This is a genomic window from Acinetobacter sp. AHP123, assembly GCF_023757925.1.
GTDB classification, from domain to species: Bacteria; Pseudomonadota; Gammaproteobacteria; order Pseudomonadales; family Moraxellaceae; genus Acinetobacter; species Acinetobacter oleivorans.
Genome location: NZ_CP092454.1, coordinates 2,491,899 through 2,505,746 on the forward strand (window position 1 = coordinate 2,491,899; position 13,848 = coordinate 2,505,746).

At 37.9% G+C, this 13,848-nt stretch carries 16 protein-coding genes; 10 read left to right on the top strand and 6 right to left on the bottom strand.

Features of this window, described 5'->3' with window-relative positions; translation table 11 throughout:
• Positions 1 to 59: 59 nt before the first annotated feature.
• On the bottom strand, positions 60 to 461 hold the full coding sequence (gene uraH / locus MJX77_RS11860) for a hydroxyisourate hydrolase (protein ID WP_252059158.1): 402 nt from the start codon (positions 459 to 461) through the stop codon (positions 60 to 62).
• A gap of 11 nt (positions 462 to 472) precedes the next feature.
• Positions 473 to 940: a GlcG/HbpS family heme-binding protein gene (locus MJX77_RS11865; protein ID WP_081313722.1), complete on the bottom strand. Its 468-nt coding sequence runs from the start codon at positions 938 to 940 to the stop codon at positions 473 to 475.
• Between the two features lie 125 nt (positions 941 to 1,065).
• Between MJX77_RS11865 and MJX77_RS11870 the strand changes: the two genes are divergently transcribed.
• From MJX77_RS11870 to MJX77_RS11915, 10 genes are all read left to right on the top strand, one after another.
• Entirely contained in the window at positions 1,066 to 1,737 is a 672-nt protein-coding gene (locus tag MJX77_RS11870; protein WP_252059159.1) for a heavy metal response regulator transcription factor, read from the top strand.
• Complete coding sequence (locus tag MJX77_RS11875) at positions 1,734 to 3,137, top strand: heavy metal sensor histidine kinase (protein WP_252059160.1); 1,404 nt, start codon at positions 1,734 to 1,736, stop codon at positions 3,135 to 3,137. Before MJX77_RS11870 ends, MJX77_RS11875 begins: the two co-directional genes overlap by 4 nt.
• A gap of 96 nt (positions 3,138 to 3,233) precedes the next feature.
• Entirely contained in the window at positions 3,234 to 3,797 is a 564-nt protein-coding gene (locus tag MJX77_RS11880) for a lipocalin family protein (protein WP_151822695.1), read from the top strand.
• Positions 3,798 to 3,916: 119 nt separating this feature from the next.
• Positions 3,917 to 4,888, top strand: a complete 972-nt coding sequence (locus tag MJX77_RS11885; RefSeq protein ID WP_252059162.1) for an acyl-CoA desaturase — start codon at positions 3,917 to 3,919, stop codon at positions 4,886 to 4,888.
• On the top strand, positions 4,885 to 6,147 hold the full coding sequence (locus tag MJX77_RS11890) for an NAD(P)/FAD-dependent oxidoreductase (RefSeq protein ID WP_252059164.1): 1,263 nt from the start codon (positions 4,885 to 4,887) through the stop codon (positions 6,145 to 6,147). Before MJX77_RS11885 ends, MJX77_RS11890 begins: the two co-directional genes overlap by 4 nt.
• A 21-nt stretch (positions 6,148 to 6,168) precedes the next feature.
• Complete coding sequence (locus MJX77_RS11895; RefSeq protein ID WP_252059166.1) at positions 6,169 to 6,960, top strand: DUF1365 domain-containing protein; 792 nt, start codon at positions 6,169 to 6,171, stop codon at positions 6,958 to 6,960.
• The gene (locus tag MJX77_RS11900; protein ID WP_252059167.1) at positions 6,957 to 8,156 is read left to right on the top strand and encodes an SAM-dependent methyltransferase; all 1,200 of its coding nucleotides are present in this window, start codon (positions 6,957 to 6,959) and stop codon (positions 8,154 to 8,156) included. The genes MJX77_RS11895 and MJX77_RS11900 overlap by 4 nt, the downstream gene beginning before the upstream one ends.
• Positions 8,157 to 8,185: 29 nt before the next feature.
• Positions 8,186 to 8,965: a DUF1295 domain-containing protein gene (locus tag MJX77_RS11905; protein WP_199942738.1), complete on the top strand. Its 780-nt coding sequence runs from the start codon at positions 8,186 to 8,188 to the stop codon at positions 8,963 to 8,965.
• A gap of 8 nt (positions 8,966 to 8,973) precedes the next feature.
• The gene (locus MJX77_RS11910) at positions 8,974 to 10,023 is read left to right on the top strand and encodes an SAM-dependent methyltransferase (RefSeq protein WP_252059168.1); all 1,050 of its coding nucleotides are present in this window, start codon (positions 8,974 to 8,976) and stop codon (positions 10,021 to 10,023) included.
• A gap of 29 nt (positions 10,024 to 10,052) precedes the next feature.
• Positions 10,053 to 11,381, top strand: coding sequence for a sensor histidine kinase (locus MJX77_RS11915; RefSeq protein WP_252059169.1), 1,329 nt, complete (start codon positions 10,053 to 10,055; stop codon positions 11,379 to 11,381).
• Here the strand turns inward: MJX77_RS11915 and MJX77_RS11920 are convergent.
• The 4 genes from MJX77_RS11920 to MJX77_RS11935 all read right to left on the bottom strand — a co-directional run bounded on the left by MJX77_RS11920 (position 11,378) and on the right by MJX77_RS11935 (position 13,831).
• A complete protein-coding gene (locus MJX77_RS11920; RefSeq protein WP_111854289.1) occupies positions 11,378 to 12,073 on the bottom strand; it encodes a response regulator transcription factor in 696 nt (231 codons plus the stop codon). The genes MJX77_RS11915 and MJX77_RS11920 overlap by 4 nt on opposite strands.
• 17 nt (positions 12,074 to 12,090) lie before the next feature.
• Positions 12,091 to 12,585, bottom strand: a complete 495-nt coding sequence (locus MJX77_RS11925) for a chalcone isomerase family protein (protein WP_252059170.1) — start codon at positions 12,583 to 12,585, stop codon at positions 12,091 to 12,093.
• Entirely contained in the window at positions 12,552 to 13,124 is a 573-nt protein-coding gene (locus tag MJX77_RS11930; RefSeq protein WP_252059171.1) for a nuclear transport factor 2 family protein, read from the bottom strand. Before MJX77_RS11930 ends, MJX77_RS11925 begins: the two co-directional genes overlap by 34 nt.
• 173 nt (positions 13,125 to 13,297) lie before the next feature.
• Positions 13,298 to 13,831: a shikimate kinase gene (locus MJX77_RS11935; protein WP_252059172.1), complete on the bottom strand. Its 534-nt coding sequence runs from the start codon at positions 13,829 to 13,831 to the stop codon at positions 13,298 to 13,300.
• Positions 13,832 to 13,848 lie beyond the last annotated feature (17 nt).

A 13,848-nucleotide genomic window follows, 5' to 3' on the forward strand; every position in this document is an offset into this window, starting at 1 on the left:
ACGCATCGCTTTTAACCAACCCCTTTATTTGTGTACAACAGATAAAGGGGTTTTCTATTTTAGTTGCCTCGATAGGTTGAGTAACCGTAAGGGCTAAGTAGTAACGGAATGTGGTAGTGATTTACGCTTCCATCAACTTTAAAAATTACAGGTACTTCGGCAAAAAAAGTTTGTTGTTTATTCTTTTTAAACCAGTCTTCAGTTTTAAAAGTAACTTTATAAACTCCTTGCTCTAATTTTTTATTTTCTGGATAGAGTGCAGTGATCCGACCATTTGAATCGGTCACTTGCTGATTGAGTTTAACCCACTGGTTATTGGTATTTTTTTCTAAAATCACTTCAACCTGAGAAGAGGGCAAACCCGTCTCTAGATTTAACACATGCACACTTAGCGGATTAGTTTGTGCAAATGTAGCCGAAGCAATAAATAATGAAGATAAAGCAATAAATGATTTAGGCATGTTGAAGCTCCTTATGAATGAAAAATGGTTTCAATGGCTTTGCTTGCGCATTGATTGTCATTTTGTGCGCCGCCAGCACCCGCGACTCCAATCGCTCCGATTACTTGGTTCTCAAAACGAACAGGTACGCCGCCACCTAACAAAAGTAAATTTGCTACGGTGGTTAAATTTTTTGCATCGGGGTTTTGGTTACTGTTTTGGCTTAAAACTAAGGTCGATGTTTTGGTAGATAACGCGGTATATGCTTTTTTCTCGGCAGCCATTAAATTATGCGGACCCACCAGCTCATGCCGTTCGGCAGTTAATGGATTACCGCCGCGATCTACAACAACAACCGCAATGTTTTGATTTAATTTTTTGCATGCCTCTTTCGCACTATCGGCTAACAGGTGGGCGGTTTTTAGATCTAACGAATAAACTTGATTCAAAGCAGGGGGCTGTGCAAAAGTACTATTACCGAATAGCACGGCTGCTAACATCAGCCAGTTCAATTTTTTCATAATGATTGCCTCTATGTCGCTTTGAAAATCTTAAACAAATTGCTTAACTTCAAGCGTGACAATCACATTACAAAGTTGTCATCTTTCAAATGAGTCTCTACAAAATGCGTATCCTTATTATTGAAGACGAGATCAAGATCGCCACTTATTTGGTCAAAGGATTAAAAGAGTCTGGATATCAAGCGGATTGTGTTCACTTAGGGCTTCAAGGTTTGGAAATGCTAAAGAGAGATCAATATGACTTGCTTATTCTTGATGTGATGTTGCCTGATATAGACGGCTGGAGCGTATTACAAGTACTACGCCAGTTCTCCAAAATTCCGGTTATTTTCTTAACGGCAAAAGATCAGGTGATGGATAGAGTGAAAGGGTTAGAGTTAGGTGCAGATGATTACTTGGCTAAACCGTTTTCCTATATTGAACTGTTGGCACGCATTAAAAGCCTGTTAAGACGACAGCAATATCTGCAAGAAAACGAATTGTCTATTAGCGATTTAAAAATGGATGTGGTTGCTCATAAAGTATGGCGTAGTGGCAACTTAATTGAGCTGAGCAAGACCGAATTTAATTTGTTGCGTTACCTGCTACTTAACAAAGAGCAAATCGTGACGCGTAGACAAATTGGTTCCGAAGTTTGGAATATTAATTTTGACACTGATACCAACTTTATTGATGTTGCTGTACGCCGTTTACGAAGCAAAATTGATGAGGGATATGAGTTAAAACTCATTCATACCATACGTGGCTTGGGCTATAAAATTTCGGTTAGCTTATGAACTTTAAATTTCTGCGTTCTCTTGAAGTCCGTATTACATTACTGGTCACGCTTTGTTCTGCCTTAATTTTATGTTCAGTCGGCTTTATGACCTATTTAGGCATTAACCAAATTTTATTGAAGCAGCAAGATAAAGCTTTAGCAGACAGAATTAACCGTTTGGAAATTTTGCTACAAGATAGCGAAAATGTAGAGCAAATCATTGCGCGTCCTAAGCTGTATCAAAACATGCTTGGCAACCAAGACAACTTGTTTCTACTCATTCATAAAGACTCAACTTTAATTAATATCAATCCGCTCCATATTCAGTTACCTGAGCTTGCACAGCGCAACAGTCTTCAATTTCAAGATTTAGCTAACAACCCATATCCAACTCGAATTGCTTGGAAAACTATAAAGATTAATAACGAACCTTATTTGCTGATTGCAGGTAAACAGTGGTCGGAACGCATCAATATTCTTTTACCTTTTCAAGAAAGTCTCTTGATGTATGTGGTTGGGGGCGTGTTTGCAATCTTTGTACTTTGTATTTTAGCGTGTCATTTAGGTTTAAGGTCACTACAGCAGCTTCGTAAGCAAACTCATTCTATTAACGTAAATCAGCTCCAGAAAAGATTAAATCTATCAAATTCACCTTTAGAAGTTGAGCTACTTTCTAAAGATATAAACCATATGCTTGAGCGTATCGAAAAGGGCTATACGCAGCTCAACCGTTTTTCTGAAGATATCGCTCATGAGTTCCGTACACCTTTAAATAATCTGATTGGGCAAACCGAGATTGCTTTAACTGGTGAACGTTCGGTTGAACAATATGAAGATTTACTGGTGTCTCATTTAGAGGACTACCACAGATTAAAACGTATGATTGATAGTATGCTTTTCTTGGCAAGAGCCGATCAGAAAATGGTTCTTGTAAACAAACAGGAAATAAACGTCCAAGACCTTATAGATAGCCTATGCCAGATTTTTGAATATCAAGCTGAAGAACAAAAGTGTCATTTTAGTTTTAACTTAGAAGCTCAAACGTTATTTGCAGATCCTGAGTTATTTCAAAGAGCCATTTATAACCTGATTTTAAATGCACTGGTTCACGGTGGTGACAAGCGATCTATTTATATTGCCACTAGACATAAGATGATTGAGCATACGCAATGGGTGAGCCTGACTGTTGTAACAGGTGGTATTTCAATTGCTGACCATCAACTTGAGCACCTTTTCGAAAGATTCTACCAATGCCACTCAAGTCGAAGTGATGAGAACCAGACAGGTGGATTAGGTTTGTCGATTGTCGCTTCAATTATGGATCTACATCATGGCCTTTATCGAGTTTATAACACGGTCGAGGGTGTGTGCTTTGAGCTTGATTTTCCAGTTGCAGATGCTGCAAAGAAATACAATTAAATCCTTATTAATGTTCCTTAATTTTTAAAATTCACACTTTGTTCACAGCCCTCTGACGTATGTTTAATCATATGAAATAAACAGAAGAGGGTAGTTATGAAATTATTATTTAAGTCACTGGTCATGAGCAGCAGTCTTACAGCGGTCAGCTTAATGCTTCCTTTGAGCACCTTTGCCGACACAAATACTAAACCTGTCGCTGTTGATTCTATCGATATTAATAAATACGCGGGTAAGTGGTATGAAATTGCGCATTTACCCATGTTTTTTCAGCGTAATTGTGTAGCCAATACAACTGCAAACTATTCTATTAACGCGGACAAAACCGTTGGTGTTTTAAATAGCTGTACGAATAAAAATGGAGAAACGATCTCATCTGAAGGCGTTGCTTATTCGCAAAATGAAGGCAACAGTAAATTGAAGGTGAGCTTTCTACCTTCTGGACTAAGATGGATTCCTTTTACAAAAGGCGATTATTGGGTTTTAAGAGTTGACCCAAATTATCAGGTCGCTTTAGTGGGTGGCCCAAGCCAGAAATATTTATGGATTCTTTCTCGTAGTCCTCAAATTGATGAGGCGACATATCAATCTTATCTGCAAACCGCAAAGAGCTATGGCTACGACGTTTCTAAACTCGTTAAGACAACACAGTCTAAATAGCGAAGTGCTGGTTGCGTAGATGCTCATATTTATCTCGTAACTGAGTGAACTTCACATAAAATTCATTGCGCATTTTCTAAATTAGAACCAAAAGAAATGCTTTAGATCAGGAAGAATCAATGTCTAAATTTTTTCTGCGCTGGATCGATAGCTGGTCAGATTCAGAAAATGCGCAAGTGGGTGCTTCTAGCGAATATGTCATTGAAAAGAAAATTCAATGGTTAAGAATTATTCCTTTTATTTTATTACATATCGCTTGTTTAGCAGCATTTTGGGTGGGCGTATCTTGGTTCGCGGTTGTTTTCATGCTTGGATTTTATTTTCTTCGCATGTTTGCAATTACTGCTTTTTTTCACCGCTATCTTTCGCATAAAACTTTTCAGACATCACGTATTGTTCAATTCATTTTTGTACTGATCGGAACCATGAGTGCGCAGCGCGGACCTTTATGGTGGGCAGCACATCACCGTTATCACCATCATTTTACCGACACCGATCAGGACCCGCATTCAGCGAAAGCAGGCTTTTGGTATTCCCATGTAGGCTGGTTTTTAAATGAACAGAATTTTGCCACTCGAAAAAAAGTCATTAAAGACTGGTTGAAATATCCTGAGTTGATTTGGCTAGACCGATTTAGTTTGCCTATTGTGATTTTGACGGCCTTAGCAATTTATGGTTTCGGTTCATGGCTTGCACAACATTTCCCTGAGTTGGGCACGAATGGTTTACAGCTTTTAGTGTGGGGTTTTGTAATTTCCACAGTTTTATTAACGCATGCAACCTTATGTATTAATTCACTCGCTCATCGTTATGGCTCACGAGAATTTAATACCCCAGATGACAGTCGTAATAATTTTCTACTTTCTTTAATTACCTTGGGTGAAGGATGGCACAACAACCATCACTTTTACGCAGGCAGTGTGCGTCAAGGCTTTTATTGGTGGCAGATTGATATCACTTTTTATGTGCTCAAACTGATGTCTTTATTTGGTTTAGTCTGGGGACTAAAGCCCGTACCAAATAAAGTTTACCAATATAAAAAGATTAAAAACCTATCGATAGAAAAAATTGAAAACGGTGAAGTGTTATGAAAATTGCCATTATTGGTTCAGGTATATCTGGACTTTACTCAGCTTGGAGATTGTCAGAACAACATCAGGTCACTGTGTATGAAAAAAATAACTATTTTGGCGGTCATACTGACACTCACGAGCTAGAGATAGAAGGCACTAAAGTCGCGGTAGATAGTGGTTTTATTGTGTTTAATGACTATAACTATCCGTTATTTACCAACATGCTTAAAAAATTAGGTGTAGAAACTCAAAGTAGCGATATGAGTTTTTCAGTAAATAATTTGGTGAGTGGACTTCAATATAATCCTTCAAAAAAATGGTCGCTCTTTGCCCGTCCGCAGAACTTTTTAAACCGTAAATTCCTGCAAATGCTCTCAGATTTGCTGCGTTTTTATGATGACAATAAAGATATAGATGTGGCGGATATTGATCCTAATTTATCGATTGAAGAGTATTTGGACCTCCATAAATATAGTCATGAGTTCCGTTATGAGCATCTTTATCCGATGTGCGGCGCATTATGGTCGGCTCCGGTTGAGCAGGTAGGCCAAATTCCATATCGATTTGTGGTGAGTTTTTTTCAACATCACCGCATGTTACAGCTAAAAGAGCGGCCACAATGGCAAACAGTTAAACATGGCTCAGCAAGTTACATTCGTGCTATTCAAAAGCATTGCCCATCCATTCAGTGGAAGTTTGCAGAAGTAAAAGCTGTGAGCCGTTCACCAGAAACAGTTTTGATTGAAACCGTTGAAGGGCACGCCCAATTTGACTGGGTAATTTTTGCAAGCCACGCCGACGATAGCCTAAGTTTAATTAAAGATAGTTCTTTGCTTGAACAGGAAATATTAAGTCAATTTGGTTATCAAGATAATCGAATGGTGGTTCACCGTGATCTTTCAATTATGCCTAAAAGCCGTTTGCAGTGGGCAAGCTGGCATGTACATGTAACTCCTGCATCTCAAGTTCAAAACGAAGTATCCGACATACATTATGGTTTTACCTACTGGATGAATAATTTGCAGAATTTATCCTGCGCTACTCAGATTTTTTCTACGTTAAATCCGAATATGAAAATTAAAGCTGAAGACATCTTGGTTGAGCGTAAATATCGTCATCCTGTGTTTGATACAAAAGCGATTAAAGCTCAATCTCGTTGGCAAGAAATTAATGGACAAAATCGGACTTCGTTTTGTGGAGCGTATTGGGGCTGGGGCTTTCACGAAGATGGTGCCCGCAGTGCGGCACGTGTTGTAGAGCAACTCTTAGCGTTATAAAAATAGGTAAGGAGCTTTCAAATGTTATTAAATAAACTTGCTATCGCTCCTGCACTTATTCGTCACAGACGCTATAGCCCAAAACCGCATCAATTCACATCGACCTTAAATTATTTATGGTTCGATCCAGATCAATTAGATGATATTACAAAAGATTGTTCACTCTGGTCGACGGATCATTGGAATGTATTAAAGCTATCTAAAAATGATTTTTTAAACATGTATCGTGGCTCTATAAGGGATAGAGTCGAGAAAGCGATACTGCAAAATAACAACTCACATCTTCGGCCAGACTGGCAAATCAGAGTCTTGGCTTTGCCTCGTAGTTTGGGTTTTAGGTTTAATTCGGTCGTATTTTATTTTGTTTTAAATAAAACTGGAAAACCCGTATTTATTGTCAGTGAAATTACCAATACCCCGTGGAATGAACGAAAAGTTTATATACATGACTGCTCAAAACAACAAAGAAATATGGGTGATTATCAGAGTTTTGATTTTCATTTTGAAAAATCATTTCATGTTTCGCCGTTCATGCCCATGCAGTTGACTTATCACTGGCGGTTTAGTTTTTCAGATCAGCAAAATGTCATTCATATGCAGCTCTTTGAAGAACAAAAACAACTCTTTGATGCCACTATGCGCTTTGAACTTGTGCCCATCACATTTCCTTCACAGCAATATCGATATGCTCTTATGAACAGCCTAGCGCCTTTTAAAATGCTGTTTTCAATATATTTAGAGGCATTTAAGTTGTGGCGAAAAAAAGTTCCATTTTATCGCCATCCTAAAAAGATAAAGGTAGATAAGACATGATAAAAACATTTCTTTATGGTGAAGATGACTCACTACCGTTACTGCTCAAGAGTCTTCTTAAACTACGTTATGGACAGATTACTTTTCAGGGCGCGTGGAGTGGTACGGTTGGCGAGGTTTCAGACTTACATGCTGTGATTGAAGTTCGCAATCCTCTACTGATGGATCTGATTTTAAAAAATGGGGTTTTAGGGGCAGCGGAAGGCTATATCCGTGGTGACTGGAGCAGCGAGCAACTTGTAGAGTTGGTGCAGATCTTGGCACGTAATCGAGATGTATTGGACCAGTTCAACCAGAATGTTATTGCACAAGCGAGCCAGCTTTTTCTTAAAGCTTGGTATAAAAATAGAAAGAATTCTTTAAGCGGTAGCCGTAAAAATATTGCTGAGCATTACGACTTAAGCAATGACTTTTTTAAATTATTTCTAGATCCATCTTTAATGTATTCGAGCGCATTTTTTGAAAATGAAAATATGACACTCGAAGACGCATCTGAATTTAAAAAAGAGCTAATCTGTAAAAAGTTAGATTTAAAGCCATTGGATCATTTGGTTGAAATCGGAAGCGGTTGGGGCGGTTTTGCCATTTATGCAGCTCAACATTATGGCTGTAGAGTGACCACCATTACCATTTCACAAGCTCAATATGATGAAGCGATTACTCGTGTAAATGACGCAGGCTTAGCACATCGAATTGATGTGCAATTAAAAGATTACCGCTTGCTCGAAGGCAAGTTCGATAAGCTAGTTTCAATTGAAATGGTTGAGGCCGTTGGTGCGCAATATTTATCAACATACTTTGATCAGTGTAAAGCGCTATTAAAACCAAAAGGTTTGGCATTTATTCAAGCCATTACCATTGAAGATTTTCGTTATAAAAAAGCATTAAATACAGTTGATTATATTAAGCGCTATATTTTCCCTGGTAGCTTTATTCCTAGTGTGAGTGTATTGACTCAAACCGCCTCTGAAAGTGGTTTAAGGCTAAAGCATTTAAATGACATTGGGTTAAGTTATGCACAAACAATTCATCACTGGAGAGCACGGTTTTTAACCGCACGAGAAGAAGTATTGGCTCTGGGTTTCGATGAAAACTTCATTCGCATGTGGGATTTCTATTTATGTTATTGCGAGGGTGGCTTTAAAGAAGGCGTGATAAGCAATGTTCACTTGTTGTTTGAGAGTGCTAGTTACTAACTCAAACAACTCAAGTAAGGAGACTGCTGATGTTTTTGAATTTACTGATTCTAGATTTAATGATCATGTTACTGAGCTGGCTACTTGCCACTCTAAATGGTCGAGCTGGAATTGTAGATGCCGCATGGAGTTTCTGTCTGGCAGTAAACATTATTGTGTCTTCTTTACTCATTTCAGTTGCTCCTGTTGAAGTACGATTTTTTATCGGTATTTTTAGCGGCCTATGGTTTTTAAGATTATTTTGGCATCTGTTAAGACGTTATCAATCTGAACAAAAAGAAGATGGCCGTTACGCAAACATGCGTCAAGCCATGGGAAAGTTTCAGCATTTTGGCTTCTTCTTATTTTTTATCTTTCAAACACTTTTAGTGCTTTTGTTCTTCTTACCAATGTGGACGCTACTCAATGTAGAAGAAACTGAATGGAGTAGTGGATATAAAGTCACTTTAGTGATTGCGGCCGTCATCATGGCGATTGCCTTTATTGGAGAGCAGATCGCTGATCAGCAGTTATATCGGTTTAAATTAAATCCAGATCATCATGGCAAAACCATGGATCAGGGCTTATGGCGTTATTCACGTCACCCCAATTATTTTTTTGAATGGTTACATTGGTTTGCCTATCCAATCATTGGTTTAGCGGCAGGCCAATATTTATTGTGGATTTATCCGTTATTGATGTGGCTGTTTTTATATTACGTCACGGGTATTCCATTTAGTGAAAAACAAGCAATTAAAAGTCGCGGTCAAAATTATCGTGATTATCAGCAAAAAACATCAATGTTTATTCCGCGAAAACCCAAAAAATAGGTGCGCATATGGATTTTATTGTTCATCAGTCTTTGAGAATTGTTGAAAGTGGTGTGCTTCCAGATCATGCAATTCGAGCTGCAATCCGTGCTTTAAGCAAAAAACGCTTAATTCAAGAAGGCCGTTATGACCCTGAACAAGGGGCGCAGCGCTACATGGATGTGCTTAATATGCTGAAGAAGAGCGAAATCGCCGTTGAAACGGACAAGGCAAACGAGCAGCACTATGAATTACCGACTGAGTTTTTTCAGGCGGTGCTTGGAAAAAGACTCAAATATAGTGCCTGTTATTTCCCGACTAAAATAACAACTTTAGATCAGGCAGAGGAGCTCGCACTTCAGCTTTATTGCGAAAGAGCACAACTTAGAAATGGCCAACACATTTTAGAGTTAGGCTGTGGCTGGGGTTCTTTAACCTTGTGGATGGCAGAAAACTATCCACGCTCACAGATTATAGCTGTTTCAAATTCTGCAACTCAGAAAAAGCATATTCTCGGGCAAGCAGAATTGAGAGGTTTAACTAATGTTGAAGTGCTCACCTGTGATGTAAATGTACTTGAATTAGATAAAGGCCAATTTGATCGTGTTGTGTCGGTTGAAATGTTTGAACACGTCCGTAATTACCAACGTCTTTTTGAAAAAATTCAGGGCTGGTTAAAGGCAGACGGCTTACTTTGGTGTCATATTTTTTGCCATCGCTTTTTACATTATCCTTTTGAAGTGAAATCAGATTATGATTGGATGTCCAAATATTTCTTTACTGGCGGTTTAATGCCGTCGACTTCCACTTTTTTGCATTTTCAAGAGCATTTAGAGTTGGCTCAACAGTGGCAATGGTCGGGTGAGCACTATATGAGAACGGCAAACGCTTGGCTTGAGAATATGGATAACCAAGAAGTCGAACTGAAACCACTGTTTAAAAAAATCTATGGAAAAGATGCCAATATTTGGTGGCAACGCTGGCGTATTTTCTTTATGGCTTGTGCTGAGCTATTCGGTTTTGAGCAAGGACAAGAATGGGTCATTGGTCACTTTTTATTTAAAAAGAGAGCATTGTAATTTCTACAGCCTATCCCGGCGATAAAGATATGATAAAAACTCGACATGATGGCAAAGCTAGTCATCCATTAGCCCAAATGTTCAATCGATATTATTGGTTGCAGATTGGTCTGATTGCATTATCGATCGTGGTCGGGTTGGCTTGTAGTGCTTGGGTCATTAAAGGCTCTTTACTTAAAACTGCTTTAGAACAGGAAATGGAACATTACTGGTTACGCATCGAACGTAATCCAAATGCAGATTTACCTGATACCAAAAATTTATATGGATATCGGTGGAATACACAGGTCGCACCTCAACCTTTTAAAGACATGCGTTTAGAAAGTGGCGTGCATCGAGTATTTGTTGATGGTAAAGAACGGATGACGGTCTATGGTGAGCATAACGGTCAGCATGTTCTATTAGTATTTGGCGAAAGTAATGTCAATAAGCTGATCTGGTTATTTGGACTTGCTCCACTCATGTTCAGTTTATCTGTTTTATATAGCTTTTTGTGGTGGTCAAACCGAAGAGCAAGACGCTATTTTTCCCCAATTACGCGCTTAGCAAATGCTTTAGAAAATATTGATTGGGCACATCAAGACACTCAAGCTTCTCCTTTTAAAGATATTAATACCAATGGCAATATGGAAGCAGAATATCTCAAACAAGCCTTGGAAAAATATCATCAGGTTTTAAGTGATTTTATTCGACGCGAAAGGGAATTTACTGGAGATGTGAGCCATGAGTTACGAACTCCGCTCACAATCTTAAAGGGTAATGTGCAACTTTGTCAGGCGAAGTATGGAGAGGATAAAGCCCTGATTCGACTTCATAATACAATTGAAGATATGCAGTTATTAGTCGATACCTTACTGGCAATCGCACGTAATACAGTAAAAAGCTTACCGTCTGAAAAGAATTTTTTATCCAGAATTGTGAGGGATTTAGTCGAAAGTTTAGATGCGGTCAGCGAGAGTAAGGGCATACATATTCATATTCAACCCGATCTTTCTGAACAGCCGCGTTGGTTATATCCCTCTATAACACAAATGGTGTTAAGCAATATTTTACGTAATGCGCTGAACTATTCTCAAGGCTCACAAATTGACATCATTCAACAAAAAAACAGCCTAATTATTGCAGATAATGGAATTGGAATTTCTTTACCTAACGATGTGAAAGTACAAGAGCTCAGCGATTCGCAACTCTCTTTAAAGGCTAAAGGCCATGGCATTGGTTTGCAATTGGTACAAAAGCTTTGTAAACAATTAGGATGGCGAGTCGAGTTGTTTGATCGACAATATTATTTAATCACTCATCCTGAACTCGATTTGGAGCCGACCACGGGCTTAATTGTTGTGGTCTATTTGAGTTAACTTGTAGAACTGTCTAAAGCAATTTTTAAACCGACACCTGCTACTGTGTGTAATAGTTTAGGGTCAAAAGGTTTATCAACCATTTTTCTCAAATTATAGATATGACTGCGTAATGCATCGCTTTCAGGTTCTTCGTCTCCCCATAGCTCCATCATCAGTTCTTGTTTGGTTACCACTTTTGGAGACTGGCGCATCAAAATTTTTAATAGTTTAAATTGAATAGGGGGTAACTCAATATTATTTCCGGCACGAACCACGGTTTGAGTTGCACTATCAAGAATTAAGTCATGAATTTGAATTTTATGATGAGTAACTTCACCAGCTGCTCTTTTTATTAATGCACGAATCCGCATCACTAATTCATTAAAATCAAAAGGTTTTACCAAATAGTCATCTGTGCCAGCAGTAAAGCCTTTAAGTTTGTCATCTAAAGTATCTCTTGCTGTTAGCATAAGAACGGGAATATCAACACCTTGTTCGGTACGTAGCCAGTTACATAGGTCATAACCAGAGCCATCAGGCAGATTTATGTCGAGCAGTAAAAGGTGATAATGCTGAGATTTAAGAAAAGTCCGTGCAGCATCTAAATTACGCGCATGGTCGACGACATAACCATGCACTTCAAGAAATTCGCAGACCGTTGCTGCGAGTTCAAAATGGTCCTCAACCATGAGGATAAAGTGATTACCCATGAGATTTTATTAAGCCATTAATTTAATAGTTGTTGTTTTAATTTAGCATTAAACGGTTCGCTACCAAACCAGATTTTAAAATATTGATTTGCATTCGGATTGTCTATAGAACCGAGCAGCTTCTGGTTTAATTTTAGTTCTAGTTTTTGATTTTCATGTTGGTAGTAGAGACTGTAAAGATCTCCACTCTTAATTGGTCTATATAGTTCATTAATCTGATTAAGCGGAGATTTTGCATCAAAGCCGCTAACATTTTTCTTCAAAAAGTGGGTGGCTGCGCGTTTAAATGCCCACTCGGGAATATCGCGGTTATAGCTAAAGTCCATTTTAATGCTTTGGCTCTGCCAATTTTTTAGGCAATCTTCAGCAAAGTAACTGACATTTCCCACCTTCTTGTTCGTCACCATTAAAGGAGCTGAACTGCATTTTTTTAGTTCAGCCGCATTCGCTTGAGATACGATTAAGATTCCCAGAAATATCAAGATTCGACTTTTTTGAACGGTAATATCCATTTATATACTCCTCCAAATATTGGTAAAGAACGGTAAAGGCCATTCGCCGGATCCCAATAATCTTGCTGGAAAATAATTTTTTGTTGCTCATTAATCTTAATTTGACTAATTCCATAAGAAGCCATGGTTTTTGAGCGACCTAACATTTTAAAGTCATAGCTCATGTACCAATGAATGTAGGCTGTATCTTGGTGATGAGTTGCACTAATGAGTTTTACAGTGACATTACTCACTCGGGCATTCATACCTTCAAAATGCTTAATCAGATCTTTTTTCTGAGAGAACTGCGAGAGTGTATCGTTGATATAAAGTTGATCAGCGTAAAGATGACTCGCGTTATTCACAAAAGAAGGGGTGCCAAGTGTATTAAATGCAGCAACAAAACGATTGCCAATATCTAGCGCTTGTTGGTTATTTAATTCTATTCCAGTAATTTTTTGTTCGGCTTTACTGTAGTCACCTGAGTAGCTAGGCACACTTTTACACGCTGTTAAACCTGCCAAGGTAAACAACCCTAGGGCTGTAGTTATAATTTTCATGTCTATATCCGAGCCAACTTTATAAGGTTAAATTAAAGAGCTGGTCGTGAAGTTTGCGTGAATTCTTCTGTTTTATGATTTGGGTTTAATGGAGAGAGTTTTCTAGAATAGATAAGTTTACTTCAAGAAATGGTCGTGACATTCAACGTTCTTTTTCTAACATAGCGTTCTTATTAAAAAAATTGTTTATATAGCTTGAATGCTATTTTTGAAGGTGCTTCATTAGTTAAAATTTTTTGACACTTTAAATTTATATATAAAGGGAAGCGATTTCTAATTTTATGTTCTTCACTTGTGGCGGATCCGTTTAAATACTTGCGTTGCAACTGTCTATTTACAATTTCTTTTACACAAATTTCTAACTCAAAAGAAGGTAAGACCAAAAACGTTAAATAATGATCTTCAATCTGAGTCTTTATTTCGCGGTAATTAGCTGTGAGTTCATTTGGATAAGTCATGAATCCTGATGAATACACAATAATATTGATTAAATTGTTGTCTATATTTTTTATTAAATTTTGATACAACTCAATATTTTGAATTGCATATTCTTCATATCCATATGTGTTTATAAATTGAGAAATATTTCCTATTTTAAGCATAAAGTGTTCATCTAAATCATAGCAAATAGCATTAAAATCTTTAGAAAACTGCTTGGCTAGTGTTGTTTTTCCAGCACCTCCCGGACCTATAAAATATATAAGCATGAATAAAATTCCATTAA

Bases quoted from the DNA above. Each gene is read 5' to 3' on its own strand.
- uraH (WP_252059158.1), bottom strand. From the start codon at position 461: ATGCCTAAATCATTTATTGCTTTATCTTCATTATTTATTGCTTCGGCT.
- MJX77_RS11865 (WP_081313722.1), bottom strand. From the start codon at position 940: ATGTTAGCAGCCGTGCTATTCGGTAATAGTACTTTTGCACAGCCCCCT.
- MJX77_RS11870 (WP_252059159.1), top strand. From the start codon at position 1,066: ATGCGTATCCTTATTATTGAAGACGAGATCAAGATCGCCACTTATTTG.
- MJX77_RS11875 (WP_252059160.1), top strand. From the start codon at position 1,734: ATGAACTTTAAATTTCTGCGTTCTCTTGAAGTCCGTATTACATTACTG.
- MJX77_RS11880 (WP_151822695.1), top strand. From the start codon at position 3,234: ATGAAATTATTATTTAAGTCACTGGTCATGAGCAGCAGTCTTACAGCG.
- MJX77_RS11885 (WP_252059162.1), top strand. From the start codon at position 3,917: ATGTCTAAATTTTTTCTGCGCTGGATCGATAGCTGGTCAGATTCAGAA.
- MJX77_RS11890 (WP_252059164.1), top strand. From the start codon at position 4,885: ATGAAAATTGCCATTATTGGTTCAGGTATATCTGGACTTTACTCAGCT.
- MJX77_RS11895 (WP_252059166.1), top strand. From the start codon at position 6,169: ATGTTATTAAATAAACTTGCTATCGCTCCTGCACTTATTCGTCACAGA.
- MJX77_RS11900 (WP_252059167.1), top strand. From the start codon at position 6,957: ATGATAAAAACATTTCTTTATGGTGAAGATGACTCACTACCGTTACTG.
- MJX77_RS11905 (WP_199942738.1), top strand. From the start codon at position 8,186: ATGTTTTTGAATTTACTGATTCTAGATTTAATGATCATGTTACTGAGC.
- MJX77_RS11910 (WP_252059168.1), top strand. From the start codon at position 8,974: ATGGATTTTATTGTTCATCAGTCTTTGAGAATTGTTGAAAGTGGTGTG.
- MJX77_RS11915 (WP_252059169.1), top strand. From the start codon at position 10,053: ATGATAAAAACTCGACATGATGGCAAAGCTAGTCATCCATTAGCCCAA.
- MJX77_RS11920 (WP_111854289.1), bottom strand. From the start codon at position 12,073: ATGGGTAATCACTTTATCCTCATGGTTGAGGACCATTTTGAACTCGCA.
- MJX77_RS11925 (WP_252059170.1), bottom strand. From the start codon at position 12,585: ATGGATATTACCGTTCAAAAAAGTCGAATCTTGATATTTCTGGGAATC.
- MJX77_RS11930 (WP_252059171.1), bottom strand. From the start codon at position 13,124: ATGAAAATTATAACTACAGCCCTAGGGTTGTTTACCTTGGCAGGTTTA.
- MJX77_RS11935 (WP_252059172.1), bottom strand. From the start codon at position 13,831: ATGCTTATATATTTTATAGGTCCGGGAGGTGCTGGAAAAACAACACTA.